At 70.5% G+C, this 22,313-nt stretch carries 18 protein-coding genes; 4 read left to right on the forward strand and 14 right to left on the reverse strand.

Annotated features, from left to right (window positions below; all coding sequences use genetic code 11):
• Positions 1-29: 29 nt before the first annotated feature.
• The 5 genes from ACFY2Z_RS16345 to ACFY2Z_RS16365 all read right to left on the reverse strand — a co-directional run bounded on the left by ACFY2Z_RS16345 (position 30) and on the right by ACFY2Z_RS16365 (position 5,084).
• Positions 30-1,073, reverse strand: a complete 1,044-nt coding sequence (locus tag ACFY2Z_RS16345; protein WP_390744822.1) for a 3-isopropylmalate dehydrogenase — start codon at positions 1,071-1,073, stop codon at positions 30-32.
• Positions 1,074-1,256: 183 nt separating this feature from the next.
• Positions 1,257-1,388, reverse strand: a complete 132-nt coding sequence (locus ACFY2Z_RS16350) for a hypothetical protein (RefSeq protein WP_103838047.1) — start codon at positions 1,386-1,388, stop codon at positions 1,257-1,259.
• 257 nt (positions 1,389-1,645) lie between these two features.
• Positions 1,646-2,185 (reverse strand): GNAT family N-acetyltransferase, encoded by a 540-nt coding sequence (locus ACFY2Z_RS16355; protein ID WP_390744823.1) that lies wholly within the window; start codon positions 2,183-2,185, stop codon positions 1,646-1,648.
• Positions 2,186-2,491: 306 nt separating this feature from the next.
• Complete coding sequence (gene pruA / locus ACFY2Z_RS16360; protein ID WP_390744824.1) at positions 2,492-4,123, reverse strand: L-glutamate gamma-semialdehyde dehydrogenase; 1,632 nt, start codon at positions 4,121-4,123, stop codon at positions 2,492-2,494.
• A 34-nt stretch (positions 4,124-4,157) separates the two neighbouring features.
• Entirely contained in the window at positions 4,158-5,084 is a 927-nt protein-coding gene (locus ACFY2Z_RS16365) for a proline dehydrogenase family protein (protein ID WP_390744825.1), read from the reverse strand.
• Positions 5,085-5,245: 161 nt separating this feature from the next.
• Between ACFY2Z_RS16365 and ACFY2Z_RS16370 the strand changes: the two genes are divergently transcribed.
• Complete coding sequence (locus tag ACFY2Z_RS16370; protein WP_390744826.1) at positions 5,246-6,460, forward strand: PucR family transcriptional regulator; 1,215 nt, start codon at positions 5,246-5,248, stop codon at positions 6,458-6,460.
• Here the strand turns inward: ACFY2Z_RS16370 and ACFY2Z_RS16375 are convergent.
• Positions 6,457-7,041: a TetR/AcrR family transcriptional regulator gene (locus ACFY2Z_RS16375; protein ID WP_390744827.1), complete on the reverse strand. Its 585-nt coding sequence runs from the start codon at positions 7,039-7,041 to the stop codon at positions 6,457-6,459. The two genes, ACFY2Z_RS16370 and ACFY2Z_RS16375, sit on opposite strands and share 4 nt — an antisense overlap.
• A 97-nt stretch (positions 7,042-7,138) precedes the next feature.
• Here ACFY2Z_RS16375 and ACFY2Z_RS16380 point away from each other — a divergent pair, with 97 nt between their 5' ends.
• Positions 7,139-8,671: an MFS transporter gene (locus ACFY2Z_RS16380; protein ID WP_390744828.1), complete on the forward strand. Its 1,533-nt coding sequence runs from the start codon at positions 7,139-7,141 to the stop codon at positions 8,669-8,671.
• A 119-nt stretch (positions 8,672-8,790) separates the two neighbouring features.
• Here ACFY2Z_RS16380 and serA read toward each other — a convergent pair whose 3' ends face one another.
• From serA to ACFY2Z_RS16410, 6 genes are all read right to left on the reverse strand, one after another.
• Complete coding sequence (gene serA, locus ACFY2Z_RS16385; RefSeq protein ID WP_390744829.1) at positions 8,791-10,392, reverse strand: phosphoglycerate dehydrogenase; 1,602 nt, start codon at positions 10,390-10,392, stop codon at positions 8,791-8,793.
• A gap of 276 nt (positions 10,393-10,668) precedes the next feature.
• A complete protein-coding gene (ilvC, locus tag ACFY2Z_RS16390; protein ID WP_390744830.1) occupies positions 10,669-11,667 on the reverse strand; it encodes a ketol-acid reductoisomerase in 999 nt (332 codons plus the stop codon).
• 142 nt (positions 11,668-11,809) lie between these two features.
• Positions 11,810-12,334: an acetolactate synthase small subunit gene (ilvN, locus tag ACFY2Z_RS16395; protein WP_390744831.1), complete on the reverse strand. Its 525-nt coding sequence runs from the start codon at positions 12,332-12,334 to the stop codon at positions 11,810-11,812.
• A 20-nt stretch (positions 12,335-12,354) separates the two neighbouring features.
• A complete protein-coding gene (locus tag ACFY2Z_RS16400) occupies positions 12,355-14,211 on the reverse strand; it encodes an acetolactate synthase large subunit (RefSeq protein WP_390744832.1) in 1,857 nt (618 codons plus the stop codon).
• Positions 14,212-14,437: 226 nt separating this feature from the next.
• A complete protein-coding gene (locus tag ACFY2Z_RS16405) occupies positions 14,438-17,419 on the reverse strand; it encodes a putative bifunctional diguanylate cyclase/phosphodiesterase (RefSeq protein WP_390744833.1) in 2,982 nt (993 codons plus the stop codon).
• 618 nt (positions 17,420-18,037) lie between these two features.
• Positions 18,038-19,000: a 2-hydroxyacid dehydrogenase gene (locus ACFY2Z_RS16410; RefSeq protein ID WP_390744834.1), complete on the reverse strand. Its 963-nt coding sequence runs from the start codon at positions 18,998-19,000 to the stop codon at positions 18,038-18,040.
• A 74-nt stretch (positions 19,001-19,074) separates the two neighbouring features.
• On the opposite strand from ACFY2Z_RS16410, the gene ACFY2Z_RS16415 reads away from it, so the two are divergent.
• On the forward strand, positions 19,075-20,073 hold the full coding sequence (locus ACFY2Z_RS16415; protein ID WP_390744835.1) for an aldo/keto reductase: 999 nt from the start codon (positions 19,075-19,077) through the stop codon (positions 20,071-20,073).
• A 133-nt stretch (positions 20,074-20,206) separates the two neighbouring features.
• Positions 20,207-21,355 (forward strand): PQQ-dependent sugar dehydrogenase, encoded by a 1,149-nt coding sequence (locus tag ACFY2Z_RS16420; protein ID WP_390744836.1) that lies wholly within the window; start codon positions 20,207-20,209, stop codon positions 21,353-21,355.
• Between the two features lie 10 nt (positions 21,356-21,365).
• On the opposite strand, the gene ACFY2Z_RS16425 is transcribed toward ACFY2Z_RS16420, so the two are convergent.
• Entirely contained in the window at positions 21,366-21,554 is a 189-nt protein-coding gene (locus tag ACFY2Z_RS16425; protein ID WP_390744913.1) for a DUF6191 domain-containing protein, read from the reverse strand.
• A gap of 177 nt (positions 21,555-21,731) precedes the next feature.
• Entirely contained in the window at positions 21,732-22,289 is a 558-nt protein-coding gene (locus tag ACFY2Z_RS16430; RefSeq protein WP_390744837.1) for a hypothetical protein, read from the reverse strand.
• Positions 22,290-22,313 lie beyond the last annotated feature (24 nt).

The raw sequence follows: 22,313 nt of genomic DNA on the forward strand, positions 1-22,313 counted from the left end.
CCTTTCTCAGGATGTGAGCGGCAGGCGGGTCAGCCGGCTACTCGTACGGCGAGCGCGTCGCCGATCTCGTCGGTGGTGCGGGCGGGCTTGCCCACGCGCTCGGCGAGGTCGGCGGAGACGGCGTCCTCGATACGGGCGGCCTCGGTCTCGTAGCCGAGGTGGCGCAGCAGGAGGGCGACCGACAGGACGGTGGCCGACGGGTCGGCCTTGCCCTGGCCCGCGATGTCGGGTGCCGAGCCGTGCACGGGCTCGAACATCGACGGGAACGCGCCGGACGGGTTGATGTTGCCGGAGGCGGCGACCCCGATACCGCCGGAGATGGCGGCGGCGAGGTCGGTGATGATGTCGCCGAAGAGGTTGTCGGTGACGATCACGTCGAAGCGCTCGGGCTGGGTGACCAGGTAGATCGTCGCCGCGTCGACGTGCATGTACTCGGTGGTGACCTCGGGGAACTCCTCGCCCACCTTGTCGAAGATGTCCGTCCACAGGTGACCGGCGTGCACGAGCACGTTGTTCTTGTGGACGAGGGCCAGCTTCTTGCGGGGGCGGGCCTGTGCGCGGGCGTACGCGTCGCGCACGACGCGCTCGATGCCGAACGCGGTGTTCAGGGAGACCTCGGTGGCGACCGCGTGCGGGGTGCCGGTGCGGATGGTGCCGCCGTTGCCCGTGTACGGGCCTTCGGTGCCCTCGCGGACCACGACGAAGTCGATCTCGGGCTGGCCCGCGAGCGGGGTCTCGACGCCCGGGAGCAGCTTGGAGGGCCGCAGGTTGACGTGGTGGTCGAAGGCGAAGCGGAGCTTGAGCAGGAAGCCGCGCTCCAGGACGCCGGACGGGACCGACGGGTCGCCGATCGCGCCGAGCAGAATCGCGTCGTGCCGCTTGAGCTGCTCCAGGTCGGCGTCGGTGAGGGTCTCGCCGGTGGCGTGGTAGCGCCGGGCGCCGAAGTCGTACTCCTCGGTCTCCAGCTTCACATCCTGCGGGAGGACGGCGGAGAGGATCTTCAGCCCCTGGGCCACGACCTCCTGGCCGATGCCGTCACCGGGAATCACTGCGAGATTGATGCTGCGAGACATGACGGCACCGTACTCCTTGTCCCATGGAATGACACGGGCTGTCCGCGATACGGACATGGTCGCGTCGCCGTGTCCTTCCCGGTCCACCCGTACGGCTCGTTTCGGGGTGCGGCGCGGTGCGTGCGACCGCGCCGCACCCCACGGGCGCGGCTCCCGGCTCGGAACGTGCCGCTCTACGGCGGCTCAGTGGCCCGTCGCGCCGCCGTTGTCCCGGCGGTCGAGGGCGCGCTGGAGCGCGGCGGCGGCGTTCTTGCGGTCGGACTCACTCGTACGGGAAACGTGACGGACTCGGCGGCGGGCGGTCGTCTCGGCCATGGGAAATCGACTCCTTCGGAATCCGGGAGTGCGGAAAGGGGATACGAGACGCCGGAGGGCGGGGAGCGGTGCCGCAGGGGTGACCTGCATCGGGCCCGGCTCACGACCGCCATTCGCTTGATCGAGCGAGACGTTCGGCTCCTACAAAGCTAAGCGAGGACCGGGCGTCTGTCTCCACAATTACTCGGACTTCCTACTATCTGAGACGGCGGACCGGCCCACCCGGCCATGACCTGCCCTCATGGCGCCACGAGCCGTCAGAGCACGTCACCGTCCCGCCAGTCGAAGACCAGCTTGTGCTTGGGGTTGAGCGGACCCGCGGCCGCCGGACGCACAAAGGTGCAGTCCTCCTCGTCGCGCAGCCGGACCACACCGTGGGGACCGAGGGCGCACAGCCGGCCGGACCACAGCTGCCAGCCCCGGGCGTGGTAGAGCGCGGCGCCCTGGTCGCTCGCGGAGAGCGCGCCGAAGTCGTAGGCTCCCTCGACGATCCGCTCGATCTCGGCCATGACCCGCCCGCCGAACCCCTGGCGCTTGACGTCCGGACGCACCCCCACGCCCTCCACGTACCCGACGCGCAGCCAGTGCTTGCGGTAGCGGGCGCGCCGCTGGATGACGGACCCATGGGCGGCGAGCCCCCGGTCGTCGCTCACCAGGACGTGCAGCCCGCCGAGCCCGTGCTCCCACTCCTCGTCGTCGTAGTCGCCGCCGAACGCCTCGTCCAACAGGGTGCGGGCGGCGCGGAGTTCGGCGGGGTCGAGGTCGGCGGTGTGCACGGTGCGCAGACTGATGGCCACCGGATCAGTATGACCTTCCCCGGAGTTCTCCTACGTGACCGGTCCTCACGTGTCTGACTGTTAATCCGATGTATGACGGCGTTCTGTGCCTTGCCATGCACATATAGCGAAAGCACCCTCCTCAGTCATCGGATGACTGCGCCAGGGAGAGGTTTCCTATGACCGCCCGACCGCGGCTCCGGACCATCGCCCTGACCCGCTGCTCCGCACTGCTCGCCACCACCGAGCTGCGCGGGCCCCGCATGACGACCGCCCCCCGCCCCGGGTGTCCAGGACCCGGGGCGGGGGGCGGTGTTCAGGGGGGCGTCAGCCCATGTGCGGGTAGGCGTAGTCGGTCGGAGCCACCAGCGCCTCCTTGATGGCGCGGGTCAGGGTCCAGCGCAGCAGGTTCTGCGGGGCGCCCGCCTTGTCGTTGGTGCCGGAGGAGCGGCCGCCGCCGAAGGGCTGCTGGCCGACCACGGCGCCGGTCGACTTGTCGTTGATGTAGAAGTTGCCGGCCGCGTAGCGCAGCCGCTCGGAGGTGTACGCCGCCGCGGCGCGGTCGCCCGCGATGACCGAGCCCGTGAGCGCGTAGTCGGAGACCGACTCCATCTGGGTCAGCATCTCGTCGTACTTCTCGTCTTCGTAGACGTGCACCGCGAGGATCGGGCCGAAGTACTCGGTCGTGAAGACCTCGTTCTCCGGGTCGGTGCACTCGATGACGGTCGGACGGACGAAGTAGCCGACCGAGTCGTCGTAGGAGCCGCCCGCGACGATCGTGCAGGTCGGGTCCTCCTTGGCGCGGTCGATGGCGGCCTTGTTCTTCGCGAAGGCACGCTCGTCGATCACGGCGCCGATGAAGTTCGACAGGTCGGTGACGTCACCCATGGTCAGGTGGTCGACCTCGGCCGCGAACTCCTCCTTGAAGCCGGAGTTCCAGATGGAGGCCGGGAGGTACGCGCGCGAGGTGGCCGAGCACTTCTGGCCCTGGTACTCGAAGGCACCGCGGGTGAGCGCCGTCTTGAGGACCGCGCGGTCGGCGCTCGGGTGCGCGACCACGAAGTCCTTGCCGCCGGTCTCGCCCACCAGACGCGGGTAGGAGCGGTACTTCTCGATGTTGGCGCCGACCGTCTTCCACAGGTACTGGAAGGTCTTGGTCGAACCGGTGAAGTGGATGCCCGCCAGGTCACGGTGCTCCAGCGCGACCTTGGAGACCTCGATGCCGTCACCGGTGACGAGGTTGATGACGCCCTTGGGCAGACCCGCCTCCTCCAGCAGCTGCATCAGCAGCACGGCGGCGTGCGTCTGGGTCGGCGACGGCTTCCAGACCACCACGTTGCCCATGAGGGCGGGGGCGGTGGGCAGGTTGGCCGCGATCGCCGAGAAGTTGAAGGGGGTGATCGCGTAGACGAAGCCCTCCAGCGGGCGGTGGTCGAGGCGGTTCCAGACGCCCGGGGAGTTGGCCGGGGGCTGCTCGGCCAGGATCTGGCGGGCGTAGTGGACGTTGAAGCGCCAGAAGTCGACCAGCTCGCAGGGGCTGTCGATCTCCGCCTGCTGGGCCGTCTTCGACTGACCGAGCATGGTGGAGGCCGCGATGGTCTCGCGCCAGGGGCCGGCCAGCAGCTCGGCGGCGCGCAGGATGATCGCGGCGCGGTCGTCGAAGGACAGCGCGCGCCAGGCGGGGGCGGCGGCGAGGGCCGCGTCGACCGCGTCCTGCGCGTCCTGCTGAGTGGCGTGGTGCAGGGTGCCGAGGACCGCCTGGTGGTTGTGCGGCTGCACGACCTGGAACGGCTCGCCGCCGCCCATGCGCTTCTCGCCGCCGATGGTGCACGGCAGGTCGATCGGGTTGTCGGCCAGCTCCTTGAGCTTGGCCTCCAGCCGGGCGCGCTCGGGCGAACCGGGGGCGTAGCCGTGCACCGGCTCGTTGACGGGGGTGGGGACCTGGGTCACAGCGTCCATGGGTTCCGTAACTCCTTTTGCGAGCGGGTGGTGGTCAGCTCTTGGTGAGGATCGAGCGGGCGAAGAAGCGGAGGTTCGCCGGCTTCTCGGCCAGACGGCGCATGAAGTAGCCGTACCAGTCGGTGCCGTAGGCCGTGTAGACGCGCATACGGTGGCCCTCGGCGGCCAGCCGTACGTGCTCCTCGCTGCGGATGCCGTACAGCATCTGGAACTCGTACTCGTCGAGCTTGCGCCCGGCGCGCCGGGCGATGTCCTGCGCGATGGCGATGATCCTCGGGTCGTGCGAGCCGATCATCGGGTAACCCTCGCCCTCCATGAGGGTCTTCAGGATGCGGACGTACGCCTTGTCGATCTCGTGCTTGTTCTGGTACGCGACCGACGCGGGCTCCTTGTACGCCCCCTTCACGATACGCACCCGGCTGCCGCTCGCGGCGAGCCGACGGGCGTCGGCCTCGGTGCGGAAGAGATAGGCCTGGATCACGCAGCCGGTGCCCGGGAAGTCCTTCCGCAGCTCCTCGTGGATGGCGAACATCGAGTCGAGGGTGGTGTGGTCCTCGGCGTCCAGGGTGACCGTGGTGCCGATCGCGGCGGCGGCCTCGACGACCGGGCGCACATTGGCGAGGGCCAGCTCATGGCCGCCCTCCAGCGCCTGGCCGAACATCGAGAGCTTGACGGACATCTCGGCCTTGGTACCGAGCCCCAGCTTCTCGAGGTGACCGATCAGCGCCAGATAGGCGTCCCGCGCGGCCGCGGCCTGCTCGGGGGTCGTGATGTCCTCGCCGACGACGTCCATGGTGACGTCGAGGCCCTTGGCGGCGAGGTCCTCGATGATCGGGACGATCTCGTCGACGGTCTCGCCGGGGATGAAGCGGTCGACGACCGGCTTCGTCACCGGAGCGGCCGAGATCAGCCGGCGCATCCGGTCGCTGCGCGACGCGGCGAGAATCACGGGACCCAGCACAGGGCACCTCCACAAGGGCAACAGGAGGCCGAATCCCGACCATTCGGGTACGGCACGGAGAACCACCGTGAAACCTATGGATTGCTCAGATCGTCGGCCATCGACAGCTGTCACGCATCCGTGCCCTGGATCTCAGACATCTGTATGAGCGAGATGGGAAAATGCGGGAGAATGCCCGTGTGGTGGACGTTTTCAAGCCAGGCCGGGGCGACTACCAGGAACTCGTCGACGAGATCTCGGCGCTGCTCGGCGCCCCCGCGACCCTGGAGAACCGGGACTTCGAGCTGATCGCCTTCGCCGCCTACGACAGCGGCGACGGCGAGTTCGACGAGGCGACCCTCGACCCGGTCCGCACCCGCTCCATCCTCACGCGCCGCTCCACGGCGGCGGTGCGCGCCTGGTTCGAGGGCTTCGGGATCGCCCGCGCCACCGGCCCCGTGCGCATTCCGCCGACGCCCGAGGCGGGTGTCTACACCGGACGGATCTGTCTGCCCGTACGCCATCGGGGTGTCGTCCTCGGCTATGTGTGGCTGCTCGCGGACGAGCCGGGCCCGTCCGAGGTCCAGCTGTCCGCCGCGATGCAGGTCGCCGCCCGCATCGGCGCGCTGCTCGCCGACGAGGCGCAGGCGGGCGCGGATCTGACCCGCGAGCTGCGCGCGGTGCTGACCGCCGAGCCCGGCTGGCACCAGGAGGCCGCGGTGGCCGAACTGCGGACGGCACTGGGCGCGCGCGGGGAGGGCCTGCACACGGTGGTCTGTGTCGCCCCCTGGCCCTCGGCCGATCCGGACGACGCCCCCTCGGTGCGGACGATCCCGGCCGCGACCGCGCTGTGCACGGTGCCGTGGGGCACCAGTGGCCAGAGCCTGGCCCTGCTGGTGCGGCTGCGCTCGGCGGACGTGCCGGCCCCGGCGCTCACGGCGGCCACGCGGCTGCTGCGGGAGGCGGAGGGGCCCCGGGGCGGCGGACGGACGGCGGCCGGGGTGGCCCGCGCCCGGCATGGCCTCGCCGAGCTGGGCATGGCCTGGCAGGAGGCGTCGGCGGCGGCCCGCGCGGCCCTGGCGGAGCCTCGGTTCGGCCCCGTCGCGCAGTGGTCGGCGATCGGGCCGTACCGCCTGCTGACGTCCCTTCCGCCCGAGGCGGCCCACGACCCCGCCGTGCGGGTCCTGCTCTCCCCCAGCCACCGCGAACTGGCCCGTACGGCGGAGGTGTTCCTGGACTGCGCGGGCCAGGCGGGCCGTACGGCGGCGGAGCTGGGCATCCACCGCCAGACCCTCTACTACCGCCTCTCCCGCGTCGAACAGCTCACCGGCCTGGACCTGGACGACGGCGAGGACCGGCTGCTGCTCCATATGGCGCTGAAGGGGGCGCGGCTCTAGGGCCTGTCGGCCGCTTTGAGCACGCGGCGCAGCCCCTCGGTGAGCTGGTCCGCGCCGGTCGCCGAGTCCGGGTCGAAGAGCCACTGCACCATGAGGCCGTTGAGGAGGGTCTGGTAGAAGCGGCCTTCGCTGTCGACGGTCTCCCCGTCGAGCTCGGCCTCGGGGACACCGCTGAACATGGACACGAGTCCCGACCGGCCCTCCTCCTGCGCCTCGGCCAGCAGCTTGCGCACCTCCGCGAGCCGGTCCCCCTGGAAGATCAGCTCGAAGCTCAGCAGCCAGATCGCCCGCGACCCGGGCACGGAGCGGATGATGTTCGCCCACACCTCCTGGAAGCGCTCCAGCGATCCCGGAGGCTCTGTGACCTCCCCGCCCGCTCCGGGGTCGAAGCTCGCCCCCACGCCCTCGATCAGTGAGACGTAGGCCTGCACCAGCAGCGCGTCCTTGGAGCCGTAGTGATAGCCGATCGACGCGAGGTTGGTCCCCGACTCCTTGACGATGTCGCGCGCGGTCGTGCGCAGGAAGCCCTTGTCCAGCAGACAGCGCTTCGCGCCTTCGAGCAGATCCTCACGGTGTCCCATGCGGTCCACCCTAGCGCCGATCCATACACACGTCCTAGACGAATGACTTATACAAGCGTTCTAGACAAGCGTTTAAGACGCCCGTACATTCGCTGGCATGACGAACTCGACGAGCGACACCGCGGTTTCGGTCACCCGGGCCGGCCGCCGTGAATGGACCGCCCTCGGCGTCCTGATGCTTCCGCTGCTACTGGTCTCGATGGACGTCTCGGTCCTCTACTTCGCGATCCCGGCGATCAGCGCGGACCTGGAGCCGAGCAGCACACAGCAGCTGTGGATCTTCGACATCTACGCCTTCGTCCTCGCCGGGCTGCTGATGACGATGGGCTCCCTGGGCGACCGCATCGGCCGCCGCAAACTGCTGCTGATCGGCGCCGCCGCCTTCGGGGCCGCCTCGCTGACGGCGGCCTACGCCGACAGCGCCGAGACCCTGATCGCGGCCCGCGCGGTCCTCGGCATCGGCGGCGCCACCCTCATGCCGTCCACGATGGCGCTGATCCGCACGATGTTCACCGATCCGGCCCAGCGGGCGAAGGCGATCGGGATGTGGTCCGGAGTGATGACGGCCGGCATCGCGCTCGGCTCGGTGCTGAGCGGCGTCCTCGTCCAGTACTTCTGGTGGGGCTCGGTCTTCCTGGTCAATCTGCCGGCGATGGCCCTGCTCCTGGTCCTCGGCCCCTTCCTGCTCCCGGAGTCCAAGGACCCCGCGCCCGGCCGCTTCGACCTGCTCGGCGTCCCGCTGTCGATGGCGGCGGTGCTCCCGGTGATCTACGGCCTGAAGGAGATCCCGTCCGAGGGCTGGCACGTCCGGTACGTCGTCTCGATCACCGTGGGTCTGCTCTTCGCGGCCCTCTTCGTCCAGCGCCAGCGCACGGCCGCCTCACCGATGATCTCGCCCGCCCTGTTCCACGGACGGGGCTTCGCCCCCGCCGTGGTGCTGAACCTCGTCTCCTCGTTCGCGATGATGGGCTCGGCGTTCTTCACCACGCAGTACCTCCAGTCGGTGCTCGACAAGAGCGCGATGGAGGCGGCCCTGTGGGCGCTGCTGCCCTCCGTCCCGATCGGCATGGCGGCCCCCATCGCCACCCAGCTGGTCCAGAAGGGCGTCAACCGCGCCTACGTCGTCTGCGCGGGCTTCGCGATCGCCGCGGTCGGCTGCGGCATGCTCGCCCTCGCCGGCACGGACTCGCTCTGGCTGGTTCTGGCCGCGTGCGGCGTACTCGCCTCCGGGATCGTCGTCGCCATCTCCCAGATGACGGACCTGGCACTGAGCGCGGCCCCGGTCGAACGGGCGGGCTCCGCCTCCTCCCTCCTGGAGACCGGTGCGGAGTTCGGCGGCGCCCTCGGTATGGCGGTCCTCGGCTCGATCGGCACCGCGGTCTACCGCCATGAGATCCCGTCCACGGCGCCGGCCCCGGCCCACGAGACGCTGGGCGGCGCGCTGGCCGTCGCCGGCCGGCTTCCGGGCCACGCGGGCGAGGTCCTGGCGGTGGCCGCGCGGGAGGCGTTCACCAGCGGGATGCAGGGGGCCGGGATCGCGGGGGCACTGATCCTCGCGGGGGCCTCGGTCTGCGCGGCCGTGACACTGCGCCGCATCCAGGTACGGCAGACGGAGAAGGCCTCCGCCTGAGGGCACACGCAGCGACGAGAACGCCGGACGGGCTGGTCGACCAGTCCGTCCGGCGTTCGAGGACGAGTCCGTTCAGGGCGAACGGGGGTCCGGGGGCGAAGCCCCGGGGTACGGCGGCCTCAGACCAGGTTCACCGAGCGGGCGGAGGTCGCGCCGATCTCCTCGGCCACCTCCGTCAGGACGTTCTGCGGCACCGTGTCGTCGACCGTGAGGACCGCGAGGGCCTCGCCGCCCGCGATGTCACGGGCGACCTGCATACCGGCGATGTTGATGCCGGCCTCGCCGAGGATGCGGCCCAGCGTGCCGACCACACCTGGGCGGTCGGTGTAGCGCAGCACCACCATGTGGTCCGCGAGCGCCAGGTCCACGTCGTAGTCGCCCACCGCCACGATCTTCTGATGGTGCTTCGGGCCGGCCAGCGTGCCGGACACCGACACCTCCTCGCCGCCCGCGAGCGTGCCGCGCACGGTGACCACGTTGCGGTGGTCGGTGGCCTCCGAGCTGGTGGTCAGACGTACCTCGACACCGCGCTCCTGGGCGAAGAGCGGCGCGTTGACGTACGAGACCGTCTCGGCCACGACGTCCTCGAACACGCCCTTGAGCGCAGACAGTTCGAGCACCTTCACATCGTGCTGGGTGATCTCGCCGTAGACCTCGACGTCGAGCCGCACGGCGACCTCGCCCGCGAGCGCGGTGAAGATACGGCCGAGCTTCTCGGCGAGCGGCAGACCCGGCTTGACGTCCTCGGCGATGACGCCGCCCTGCACGTTCACCGCGTCCGGGACCAGCTCGCCGGCGAGCGCCAGGCGCACCGACTTGGCGACCGCGATGCCCGCCTTCTCCTGCGCCTCGTCCGTCGAGGCGCCCAGGTGCGGGGTGCACACGACCTGGTCCAGCTCGAACAGCGGCGAGTCCGTGCACGGTTCCTTCGCGTACACGTCCAGGCCGGCGCCGGCGACTCGGCCCTCCTTGAGCGCCGAGTACAGCGCCTCCTCGTCGACGATCCCGCCGCGCGCGGCGTTGACGATACGGACGCTCGGCTTGACCTTGTGCAGCGCCTCGTCGCCGATCAGACCGAGGGTCTCGGGGGTCTTCGGCAGGTGCACGGTGATGAAGTCGGAGACCTCCAGCAGCTCGTCCAGGGACAGCACCTTGACGCCCATCTGCGCGGCCCGGGCGGGCTGGACGTAGGGGTCGTAGGCGACGACCTTCATCCCGAACGCGGACATGCGCTGCGCTACCAGCGCGCCGATCCGGCCGAGGCCGACCACACCGAGGGTCTTCTCGGCCAGCTCGACGCCCGTGTACTTGCTGCGCTTCCACTCGCCGTTCTTCAGCGCGGCGTTGGCCTGCGGGATGTTGCGGGCGGTGGAGATGATCAGACCGCAGGCCAGCTCGGCGGCGGTCACGATGTTCGAGGTGGGGGCGTTGACGACCATCACGCCGGCCTTGGTGGCGGCGGAGACGTCCACGTTGTCCAGGCCGACGCCGGCTCGCGCGACGACCTTCAGCTTCGGCGCGGCGGCGACGGCCTCGGCGTCGACCTTCGTCGCGGAGCGGATCAGGATCGCGTCGACGTCGGTGATCGCCGACAGCAGCTCCGCGCGGTCCGCACCGTTGCAGTGGCGGATCTCGAAGTCGGGGCCGAGTGCGTCGACGGTCGCGGGCGACAGCTCTTCAGCGATGAGTACCGTGGCTTTGCGACTGGAGTACGAGCTCACGTGAGTCCTCACATGTCCAATGCGGTCGGCCGTCCCGACGGCCGCAGGCGGTGGAGGGGTGCTATCCGCGTGGAAGACGCACGACGCTGTGGGCCTGAACGCGATTGTTGTGCAGAAGTGTAGTGGCGAAGCATGCGTCCTTTTGCGCCACTGCGGAAGGATCACCCGTCCGTGGCTGGACGGGATGGACAGGGTGGACGGGGTCTCTTCCCGACGTTACCCCTGGTTCGCCGAAGGGGCCGGAGCTCAGTGCTCCGACCCCTTCGGCCCTGAGGCTTACGCCTCCTCGTTCACCCAGCTCATGAGCTTGCGCAGCTCCTTGCCGGTGGTCTCCAGCAGGTGCTCGGAGTCCCGCTTCTTGTACTCGTTGTACTTCTTCAGACCGCCGTGGTACTCGTCCATCCAGTTACGGGCGAACGAGCCGTCCTGGATCTCCGCGAGGACCTTCTTCATCTCGGCCTTGGTGGCGTCGGTGATGATGCGCGGACCGGTGACGTAGTCGCCCCATTCGGCGGTCTCCGAGATCGACCACCGCATCTTCTCCAGGCCGCCCTCGTACATGAGGTCGACGATCAGCTTCAGCTCGTGCAGGCACTCGAAGTAGGCGATCTCCGGCTGGTAGCCGGCCTCGGTCAGCGTCTCGAAGCCCGCCTTGACCAGCGCCGCGGTGCCACCGCACAGGACGGCCTGCTCGCCGAACAGGTCGGTCTCGGTCTCCTCGGTGAAGGTCGTCTTGATGACGCCGGCGCGGGTGCCGCCGATACCCTTGGCGTACGACAGGGCCAGCGGGAACGCCTCACCCGAGGCGTCCTGCTCGACGGCCACGATGCAGGGCACGCCGCGGCCCTCCTCGTACTGGCGGCGCACCAGGTGGCCCGGGCCCTTCGGGGCGACCATGCAGACGTCCACGCCGGCCGGGGGCTTGATGAAGCCGAAGCGGATGTTGAAGCCGTGACCGAAGAACAGCGCGTCGCCGTCCTTCAGGTTCGGGGCGATGGACTCCTCGTAGACCTGGGCCTGGATCGGGTCCGGGACCAGGATCATGATCACGTCGGCCTCGGCGGCGGCCTCGGCCGGGGTCACCACGCGCAGGCCCTGCTCCTCGGCCTTCTCCTTGGACTTGGAGCCCTCGTGCAGTCCGACCCGCACGTCGACACCCGAGTCGCGCAGCGACAGCGCGTGGGCGTGGCCCTGGCTGCCGTAGCCGATGACCGCGACCTTGCGGCCCTGGATGATGGACAGGTCGGCGTCAGCGTCGTAGAACAGCTCGGCCACTTTGTGTTCTCTCCTTGGGTACGGATGGTGCGTCCCACCGTATGACGGCGGGGAGAAGGGAAGTTTCGGGGTCTCGGCATTCGGGCGGCCGCCGGTCGGTCGGCCGCCCGTGTCCGGTCGTACGGGAATGATCCCGGAGGTCCTAGGCGGACCGGTCCAGGGCGCGCAGCGACCGGTCGGTGATCGAACGGGCGCCGCGGCCGATCGCGATCGTGCCGGACTGGACCAGTTCCTTGATGCCGTACGGTTCCAGCATCTTCAGCATGGCCGAAAGCTTGTCGGTGCTGCCGGTGGCCTCGATGGTGACGGCCTCCGGGGAGACGTCCACCGTCTTGGCGCGGAACAGCTGCACGATCTCGACGATCTGGGAGCGCGTCTCGTTGTCGGCGCGCACCTTCACCAGAACGAGTTCACGCTGAACGGCCTGGGACGGCTCCAGTTCGACGATCTTCAGGACGTTGACGAGCTTGTTGAGCTGCTTGGTGACCTGTTCGAGCGGCAGGTCCTCGACATTCACCACGATGGTGACGCGGGAGATGTCGGGGTGCTCGGTGACACCGACCGCGAGCGAGTCGATGTTGAAGCCGCGGCGGGAGAACAGGGCGGCGATCCGGGCGAGGATGCCGGGCGTGTTCTCGACGAGGACCGAGAGGGTGTGCTTGGACATGGTTCTCACTCAGCTCTCTCTCAGTCGTCTTCGTTGTCGCCGAAGTCGGGGCGCACGTCCCGGGCGGCCATGATCTCGTCGTTGGAGGTGCCGGCGGCGACCATCGGCCACACCATGGCGTCCTCGTGGACGATGAAGTCGACGACCACGGGGCGGTCGTTGACGGAGTTCGCCTCTTCGATGACCTTGTCGAGGTCCTCCGGGGACTCGCAGCGGATCGCGTAGCAGCCCATGGCCTCCGACAGCTTCACGAAGTCGGGGACGCGGGTGCCGGCGCTCGGCTGCTTGCCGTCCGCCTCGGGGCCGGAGTGCAGCACGGTGTTGGAGTACCGCTGGTTGTAGAAGAGGGTCTGCCACTGGCGGACCATCCCGAGGGCGCCGTTGTTGATGATGGCGACCTTGATCGGGATGTTGTTCAGGGCGCAGGTGGTCAGTTCCTGGTTGGTCATCTGGAAGCAGCCGTCGCCGTCGATCGCCCAGACCGTACGGTCCGGGGCGCCGGCCTTCGCGCCCATCGCGGCCGGGACCGCGTAGCCCATCGTCCCCGCGCCGCCGGAGTTCAGCCAGGTGGCGGGGGTGTCGTACCGGACGAAGTGCGCGGCCCACATCTGGTGCTGGCCGACGCCCGCCGCGAAGATCGTGCCCTCGGGCGCGAGCTGTCCGATGCGCTCGATGACCTGCTGCGGGGACAACGAGCCGTCCTCCGGCAGGTCGTAGCCGAGCGGGTAGGTCTCGCGCCAGCGGTTGAGGTCCTTCCACCAGGCGGTGTAGTCGCCCTTGTGGCCCTCGCTGTGCTCCTTCTGGACGGCCTGGACGAGGTCGGCGATGACCTCCCGGGCGTCACCGACGATCGGCACGTCGGCGGCGCGGTTCTTGCCGATCTCCGCCGGGTCGATGTCGGCGTGGACGATCTTGGCGTACGGGGCGAAGCTGTCCAGCTTGCCGGTGACACGGTCGTCGAAGCGGGCTCCGAGGGCGACGATCAGGTCGGCCTTCTGCAGCGCGGTGACGGCGGTGACCGCACCGTGCATGCCCGGCATGCCCACGTGCAGCGGGTGGCTGTCGGGGAATGCGCCGAGCGCCATCAGGGTGGTGGTGACAGGCGCTCCGGTGAGTTCCGCGAGGACCTTCAGCTCGGCGGTGGCCTTGGCCTTCAGGACGCCGCCGCCGACGTAGAGGACGGGCCGCCTGGCGGCGGTGATCAGCTTGGCGGCTTCGCGGATCTGCTTGGCGTGCGGCTTGGTCACCGGGCGGTAGCCGGGCAGGTCCATGACGGGCGGCCAGCTGAAGGTCGTCTGCGCCTGGAGGGCGTCCTTGGCGATGTCGACGAGGACCGGGCCCGGGCGGCCGGTGGAGGCGATGTGGAAGGCCTCCGCGATCGTCCGGGGGATCTCCTCGGCCCTGGTCACGAGGAAGTTGTGCTTGGTGATCGGCATCGTGATGCCGACGATGTCCGCCTCCTGGAAAGCGTCGGTGCCGATCGACTTGGAGGCGACCTGGCCGGTGATCGCGACCAGCGGCACGGAGTCCATATGGGCGTCCGCGATGGGGGTGACAAGGTTGGTGGCGCCGGGTCCCGAGGTCGCCATGCAGACGCCGACCTTGCCGGTGGCCTGGGCGTAGCCGGTGGCCGCGTGGCCCGCGCCCTGCTCGTGACGCACCAGCACGTGCCGCACCCGCTGGGAGTCCATCAGCGGGTCGTAGGCGGGAAGGATCGCACCACCGGGAATGCCGAATACCGTGTCGGCGCCGACCTCCTCGAGAGAGCGGATGAGGGACTGCGCACCCGTGACGTGCTCGGGCGCGGACTGGTGTCCTCCGGATCGGGGCCGCGGCTGCGGGTGATGGGCCCCGGTGGCCTGCTCGGTCATCGGCATTCTCTTCTCGATGCTGAGGGTTTTTGCGAGGTTCGGGCGTTGTTCGACTGGTGCGTGTGCAACAAAAAACCCCTCGTGCCGTTAGGCAAGCGAGGGGAGCGCGCCGGGAGTGGTCGCTGGGTGTTCCGGTTCATTTCCGGTGGGTCCCAGCTCAGCCGACGCGCTGTCCAAGTACGAGAATTCGGGTGCGCATGGCACTGACCCTCCCCCCGGCACGCCATCACTGTCAAGTGGGTGGGACGGGAGTCTCATTATGTGAGCGTAGGGCGCTTCCACCGCCCAAAACCGCAGGCACACCGCTGGTGAACAGCGCGGCTCCGCCGACCGCGAACGCCGGCGCCGGTTCCACCGTGCCGTGCGGCACGGCGCAGTGGCCGGACGTGAGCGCCCGGCGCAGCCGGTACTCGTCCAGCGGTCCCGAGAATGCCATGCCCTGCCCGTGCGTACACCCCATGGCACGCAGGGCGACGACCTGTTCGGGCAGATCCACTCCGTCGGCGACCGACTGCAGACCGAGGTCCGTGGCGATGCGCAGCAGCCCGCTGGTGATCTTGTGCAGTCGGGCGGACTCCACGACCCCCTCGACCAGGCCCCGGTCGAGCTTCAGTACGTCGACGGGGAGCCGGCGCAGCGCCGTGATGGCCGCGTAGCCGCTGCCCAGGCCGTCCAGGGCGACTCGGACGCCGATCCTGCGCAGTGCGCCGAGTCTGCGCTCCAGTTCGTCCAGGGCGACCCTCGGGTCGATGTCGGACAGCTCGACGACCAGGGTGCCCGAGGCCAGTCCGTGCCGGGTGAGGAGGGCCTCCACGGAGCCGACGGGCAGCGAGCGGTCGAGCAGACGGCGGGCGCTCATCCGTACGACGACGGGCACCGCGAGCCCGGTCGCGGCGCGTTCGGTGGCCTGCTCCACGGCCTCCTCCAGCAACCAGCGGCCCAGCTCGGCGGCCTTGTCGCTGTCCTCGGAGACCCGCAGGAACTCCGAGGGGGTGAAGAGCACGCCCTGGGAGGACCGCCAGCGTGCCTGGGCGCTGACGGAGGTGATCCGGCCGTCCTCCAGTGAGACGACGGGCTGGTGCAGCAGGGTGAACTCGCCGTCGTGCAGGGCGGCCCGCAGCCGGGTGGCCAGCTCGGTCTTCCGTACGACGTCCTGCTGCATCTGGGGCGCGTACAGCTCGACGCGGCCCTTGCCCGCGGCCTTGGCTCGATACATCGCCAGGTCGGCGTTGCGCAGCAGCTCGCCCGCGCCGAGGCCCGGCTCCGCGAAGGCCACCCCGATGGACGCGGCCACCCGGACATCGTTGCCGTCGATGTCGTACGGCTGTGAGAGGGTCACCCGCAGCCGGTCGGCGAGCTCCAGGATGTGTCTCTCGTGGGCGGTGCGGTCGCGGGTGCCGTCGCCGACGATGAGGGCCGCGAACTCGTCGCCGCCGAGGCGGGAGGCCGTGTCCCCCTGCCGTACGGAGTCCTGGAGTCTGCGGGCGGCCTGGACCAGCAGTTCGTCCCCGGCCTGGTGCCCGATGGTGTCGTTGACCGCCTTGAAGCCGTCGAGGTCGATGAAGAGGACCGCAGTGTTCCGCAGGGCGGGGCCCCGGTCGGAGGCGCGGCGGCCGGACAGCGCCTGCTGGACGCGTTTGGTGAACAGGGAGCGGTTGGGCAGGTCGGTGAGCGGGTCGTGCTCGGCGTTGTGCTGCAGCTGTGCCTGCAGGCGCACCCGTTCCGTCACGTCCCGGCTGTTGAAGATCAGGCCGCCCTCGTGACGGTTGACGGTGGACTCGACGTTGAGCCAGCCGCCGTAGCCGGACCGGAAACGGCACTCGATGCGGGTGGTGGGTTCCTCCAGGTGGCTGGCGGCGAGGAAGCGGCGCACCTCGTGCAGCACGCAGCCCAGGTCCTCCGGGTGGATGAGCGCGGCGAGTTCGGTTCCGACCAGCTCTTCGGCGGGGCGGCCGTAGACGCCCGCGGCGGCCGGGGAGACATACCTGAGGATGCCGGTGGGTGCGGCGATCATGATGACGTCGCTGGAGCCCTGCACCAGGGAGCGGAAGTGGTTCTCCTGCTGCGCGAGTTCCTGGGTGAGGGTGATGTTGTCGAGCAGCATGATGCCCTGGCGGACGACGAGCGCGAGCACCACGGCTCCCGCGGTGATGAGCACCACGTGGTCGACGCTGTGGCCGTTGAGGACGTTGTAGAGGATCCCCAGGGTGCAGACGCCGGCGGCCAGATAGGGCGTGAGCGCGGCCAGCGATCCGGAGATCGGGCGGGTGGCCGGGTACCGGCCGCGATCGGATCCCTGGGGGACGCCGGCCGGGTACCGGTCCTGGCCCGGCGGCCGGGTCTGCGCGCGGCCCGTCTGCTGCGGGAGCACGGGCGCGGGCCCTTGCCGCCGGTCCGTGCGCCCGGGCTCCGGCCGGTGCCGGCCCGGTACGTGTTCGTGCACCACGCGCGCGTGGGCGTGGTCGCGCGGCAGTCGCTGCCGGACGCCGACCCACGGGGCGTACGCGAGGAGCAGCGAACCGGAGAACCAGCCGGCGTCGAGCAACTGGCCCGAGTGGTAGCTGCTGTGCAGCAGCGGCGAGGTGAACAGGGCGTCGCACATCACGGTCAGGGCGAGCGCGCCGATGGCGGTGTTGACCGCCGACCGGTTGACCGCCGAGCGCCGGAAGTGCAGGGCGACCACCATGCTGATCAGGGCGATGTCCAGCAGGGGGTACGCGAGCGACAGGGCGGTGTGCGCGACGCTCGGGCCGTCGAACTTCGCCGCCTGGGCGAGCGCGAGGCTCCACGACAGGGTGAGCAGCGAGCCGCCGATGAGCCACGCGTCCAGCGCGAGGCATACCCAACCCGCCTTGGTGACGGGCCTTTTGGCGAGCACGAGCAGTCCTACGATGGCGGGAGGAGCGAAGCAGAGGAAGAAGAAGTCGGCGCAGCTGGGCGAGGGGACGGGGCGGTCGAGGACGACCTCGTACCAGCCCCAGATGCCGTTGCCCAGCGCGGCCATGGCCGAGGAGAGCGCGAACAGCAGCCACGCGGGTCGAAAGCGGCTGCGGCTGCGGCGCGCGTAGACGAAACAGGAGACGGAGGCGGTGCCCGCCGCGACGCTCAGTCCGAAGTCACCCATGACGAGCGCGACGCTCCGGCAGCCCCAGTCGAGCGCGGAACCGACGGCGTATCCCGCGCACACCAGAGCCAGGACCAGTTGCGAGACCATGCGCGTCCGGCCTCCCGGGGCCGGACAGCGGGCCGGCAGTGCTCCGGGGGAGCTCACCGGATCCTCCCGGTCCGGGGCGCCGCCGGGTCCTGCCGGTCCCGGTGCGCCGGATGCGCATGCCTCTTGCGGCCGCTGGGCCGACGGTGGTGGGGAGGATGACCGCCGTGGCCGATCTGGCCGCCGTGACCACTGTGGCCGGCGTGACCACCGTGTCCGCAGTGGCCACGTCTGCGCGTGACCGCTCGCCAGGGTCGCAGTCCGCGACCCCGCCGCGTCGGATCGTTCGTCCATAGGCCGTGCATCGCCCGTCGCCCCCCTCGCATGTCTGAAAGTTCCGTCCCCGGCGCCGAACGGTGCACGGCGCAGCCCCTGTCGGGGACGATACACCAGACTCGTCACTCAGGGACATAGCTTCTCTACGCTCAGTGACGACCAGCGAGGATGTGCGTACTTACTGCGTACGAGGGACTGCGGAGCGTACTGGAAGCGGACGGGGAGCTAACGGAGAGCGGCACGCGCGCCGGTGGTGCGCCCCGGTGGAAGGCCCGCGCACGGGCGGTGGGAGTGGCTTGAAACATACGTCGGCGGGGCCGCCCCCCACCGGTCGCCGTCGCCCGTTCAGCCCCGGCGCACCCCCTGTGCGCCACCGGTCGTCAGCACCACGTTCGCCATCGGTTCCCCCTGCGCGAAACGGTTCAGCTGAGCGGTCAGCAGACGCTTGGCGCGGGGCCAGAACGCCGAGGTGGGGCCGCCCACATGAGGACTGATCAGCACGCCCGGCGCATGCCACAGGGGATGGCCCGCGGGCAGCGGCTCGGGGTCCGTGACGTCGAGGGCGGCCGTGATACGGCCCTTCTCCAGCTCGGCCAGCAGCGCCCCGGTGTCGACGACGCCGCCCCGCGCGACGTTGACGAGCAGCGCCCCGTCCTTCATCCGGGCCAGGAAGTCCCCGTCGACCAGGCCTTTCGTCTCTTCCGTGAGCGGAGTGACGAGCACCACCACATCGGCGTCGGGAAGGAGTTCCGGCAATCGGGAGAGAGGATGCACGAGACCGCGCGCCGACTCGCGTTCTCGGCGCGCGACGCGCGCCACCCGCGCGAGCTCGAACGGAACGAGCCGGTCCTCGACGGCGGCGCCCACGGACCCGTATCCGACGATGAGCACGGACTTGTCGGCGAGCGCGGGACGGAAGCCGGAGCGCCACTCCTCGCGGTCCTGTCCCCGGACGAAGTCGGGGATGCCGCGCAGCGAGGCGAGGATGAGGGTCAGCGCGAGTTCGGCGGTGCTGGCGTCGTGCACCCCGCGCGCGTTGCACAACTGCACCCCCTCGGGCAGCAGGTGCAGGCCCGGTTCGACATGGTCCACTCCGGCGGAGAGCGTCTGCACGACCCGGACGGACGTCAGGGCGGCCATCGGGCGCACCGCGACCTCACTGCCCTTCATGTAGGGCACCACGTAGAACACGCAGTCGGCGGGATCCGCGGGAAACTCCCGGCCGCCGTCCCAGTAGCGGTATTGCAGGCCCTCGGGGAGGTCCCCCATCTCCTCGGCGCGGAACGGAAGCCATACGTCGTCAGTCATGTCAGGAGGCTAAGCGAAGGATCCCGTACCGCATTGGTTAGTTTGGGGTGCCAGGAAAGGGAGGGCACGGCCAGGTGGAGCGCAGGACGATCGGCGCGGCAACGCTCGATGTGGGGGCCCTAGGACTCGGGTGCATGCCCATGAGCTGGGCGTACTCGGGCTCGCGGCAGCGGGGCGACGAGTCGCTGCGAACGGTGCACCGGGCGCTGGATCTGGGGGTGACCCTGCTCGACACCGCCGACATGTACGGGCCGTTCACCAATGAACTGCTGGTGGGCCGGGTGCTCAAGGAGCGGCGTGCCGAGGCCTTCGTGTCGACCAAGGTCGGCCTGCTCGTGGGTGAGCAGCACATCGTGGCCAACGGCCGCCCCGGCTATGTGAGACGGGCCTGCGACGCCTCGCTGCGGCGGCTGCAGACGGACGTCATCGACCTGTACCAGCTGCACCGCTCGGACCCCGAGGTACCGATCGAGGAGACCTGGGGCGCCATGGCGGAGCTGGTGCGGGCGGGCAAGGTACGCGCGCTCGGACTGTGCGCGGTGGGGGTGCGGGGCGGGCGGCGGACCGGGGCGCGGCTGTACGACGCCACGATCCGGCAACTGGAGCGGGTGCAGCAGGTGTTCCCGGTGAGCGCGGTGGAGGCCGAGCTGTCGGTGTGGTCGGCGGAGGCCCTCGACGCGCTGGTGCCCTGGTGCACGGCGCGCGGGGTCGGCTTTCTCGCGGCGATGCCGCTCGGCAACGGTTTTCTGACCGGCACGCTGACGCCGGGCGAGGGCTTCGAGCCGGACGACCTGAGGGCCCGTCACCCCCGGTTCACCGCTGAGGTGATGGCGGCCAACCAGCCGATCGTGGCCGGTCTGCGGCGGGTGGCGCGCCGCCACGGCGAGGAGGTCACGCCCGCCCAGGTGGCCCTGGCCTGGGTGCTGGCGCAGGGCCGGCACGTGATCCCGGTGCCGGGCGCGAAACGGGAGCGCTGGGTCGCGGAGAACGCGGGCGCGCCCGCTCTGCGGCTGACCCCGCAGGATCTGGCGGAGCTCGCGGACCTGCCGGCGGCGCAGAGGTCGTGGGACTGAGCGGCCGGGTGGGGAGACGGCTGACGGCGCTCCTGGGACTGACCCGATCGGTGGATTCTCCCTCGCCGGCGGAACACCGGGGGGTCGCGCCACGTAGGTAGGGAAGAATCCCCGCGTCGAAGGGACCTGGATCGTGCGACGTCGAGCTGTGCCGGCCGTGGCCGCGCTTGTGCTGGCGGCGGGTTGCGCCGCCGGCTCCGGGAACACGTCCGGCACCACCCCCGCGTCGAGCGGTACGGCACCGGGGGCGCCGGCCCCCGGGCAGACGGGCGAGCACGCACCGCCCGCGAAGGGATCGGTCCGTGTGGTGCGGACGGTCGTCGGCCACCTCAAGACCCCCTGGGGCCTGGCCCCACTGCCCGACGGCGCGCTGCTGGTCTCCTCCCGGGACGACGGGACGATCACGCGGATCGACGAGAAGACCGGCAGGAAGACCGAGCTGGGCACGGTGCCCGGGGTCTCGGCCGCCGGCGAGGGCGGCCTGCTGGGCATCGCCCTCTCCCCCGGCTACGCCTCGGACCACCTGGTCTACGCCTATCTGACGACCGACTCCGACAACCGCATCGTGCGCATGCTGTACGACCCGCAGAAGCCGGCCGGTGAGCAGCTGGGCGCGCCGGACACTGTCTTCAAGGGCATCCCGAAGGGCATGATCCACAACGGCGGCAGGATCGCGTTCGGACCGGACGGCATGCTGTACGCGGGCACGGGCGAGTCCGGTGACCGGGGTCTGGCACAGGACCGGGCCTCCCTTGGCGGCAAGATCCTGCGTATGACGCCGGACGGCGAGCCCGCCCCCGGCAATCCCTTCGGGAACTCGGCGGTCTACTCCCTGGGCCACCGCAACGTCCAGGGCCTGGCCTGGGACGACAAGCAGCGCCTGTTCGCCTCGGAGTTCGGCCAGGACACCTGGGACGAGGTGAACGCGATCAGACCGGGCGACAACGGCGGCTGGCCGATCACCGAGGGGAAGTCGGCCGACCCCAGATTCCACGGCCCGCTCGCCCAGTGGCACACCGACCTGGCCTCCCCCAGCGGCCTCGCCTACGCCGGGGGCTCACTGTGGATGGCGGGCCTGCGCGGGCAGCGGCTGTGGCGGGTGCCGCTGCGCGGAACCGAGACGTCGACACCCCCGCAGGCGTTCCTGATCGACGCCTACGGCCGGCTGCGGACCGTGGTGGCGGCCGGCGGCGACCGGCTGTGGCTGACGACGAGCAACACGGACGGCCGGGGCGAGCCCGCGAAGACCGACGACCGGATCCTGGAGATCGAGGTGAAGTAGGGGCGCCCCCTCAGGCCGGGCGGGTCTCCGGATCGTCCGCAGGAGCCGGGCCCGGGACCCGCACGACCACCTTGCCCGAGGCCAGGTCGATCGGGCCCCTTCCCGGGTCGCCGTCCGTCACGTCCAGCCGGGTCAGTTCCAGGCGCCGGTTCTCGTCATGGGTGTGCTTGCGGCCCGGTGCGAACAGTTCCTCGAACATGTTGAACACAGTGCCTCCTGGTACCCGGCTCTCCGGGGGGTGCGCGGCCCGCGGTCCAGGATGACCCTTGTCTCCGTCCCGGCGCGACCCCCTGGACGTGCGAAGGGGCCCCGGGGCTTCCATGAACCGCGTGGATGCGGCGGAAGGCCCGGGGCCCCCGGTACAAGGCGCGTCGGCTCAGCTCGCGGACGGGAGTCCGAGCAGGATGTCGGTGTACTTGAGGACGGCCAGGAACAGCCCGATGATCCCCAGGGCGACACCGCCCCAGGCGACCGACTTGATCCATGGAGCCTGCGGCTTCCCGGGCGTCCCGAACGCCGGGCGGGCCAGCACGACGACGCCGACGATCAGCGCCGCCAGCGCGAACAGGCCGCCCCACAGCGCGGTGGCGTGCCAGGCGTCGCCGTAGACCTCCTTGATCTGCTTGGAGACGCTCGCCTGCGACGAGGTCTGCAACTGGCCCACCAGGGTCTCCCGCGCCGAGGCCACCGTGGAGACCCAGCTGCCGGTGAGGGAGACGATGCCGAGACCGGCCGCGACGACCGCGCCCGCTCCCTGCCCGACCCCGGACGGCCCCTCGGGCGCCGTCTCCTCGGCCGCCGCCTCCTCGGGAAGGTCCTCTTCCCGGGCCTTCCCGGCCGCCTCCTCGCCCTCGATGGGCTGCACGTTCTGCTCGTCGTCGGTCGCCTGGGCGCTCGTCTCGGCCCCGGCCTCGTCAGCTGTCTTCGTTCCCATGCCTCGCACCGTACGGACGCTGTC

It is taken from the genome of Streptomyces sp. NPDC001222 (genome assembly GCF_042896945.1).
Classification (GTDB): Bacteria; Actinomycetota; Actinomycetes; order Streptomycetales; family Streptomycetaceae; genus Streptomyces; species Streptomyces gibsoniae.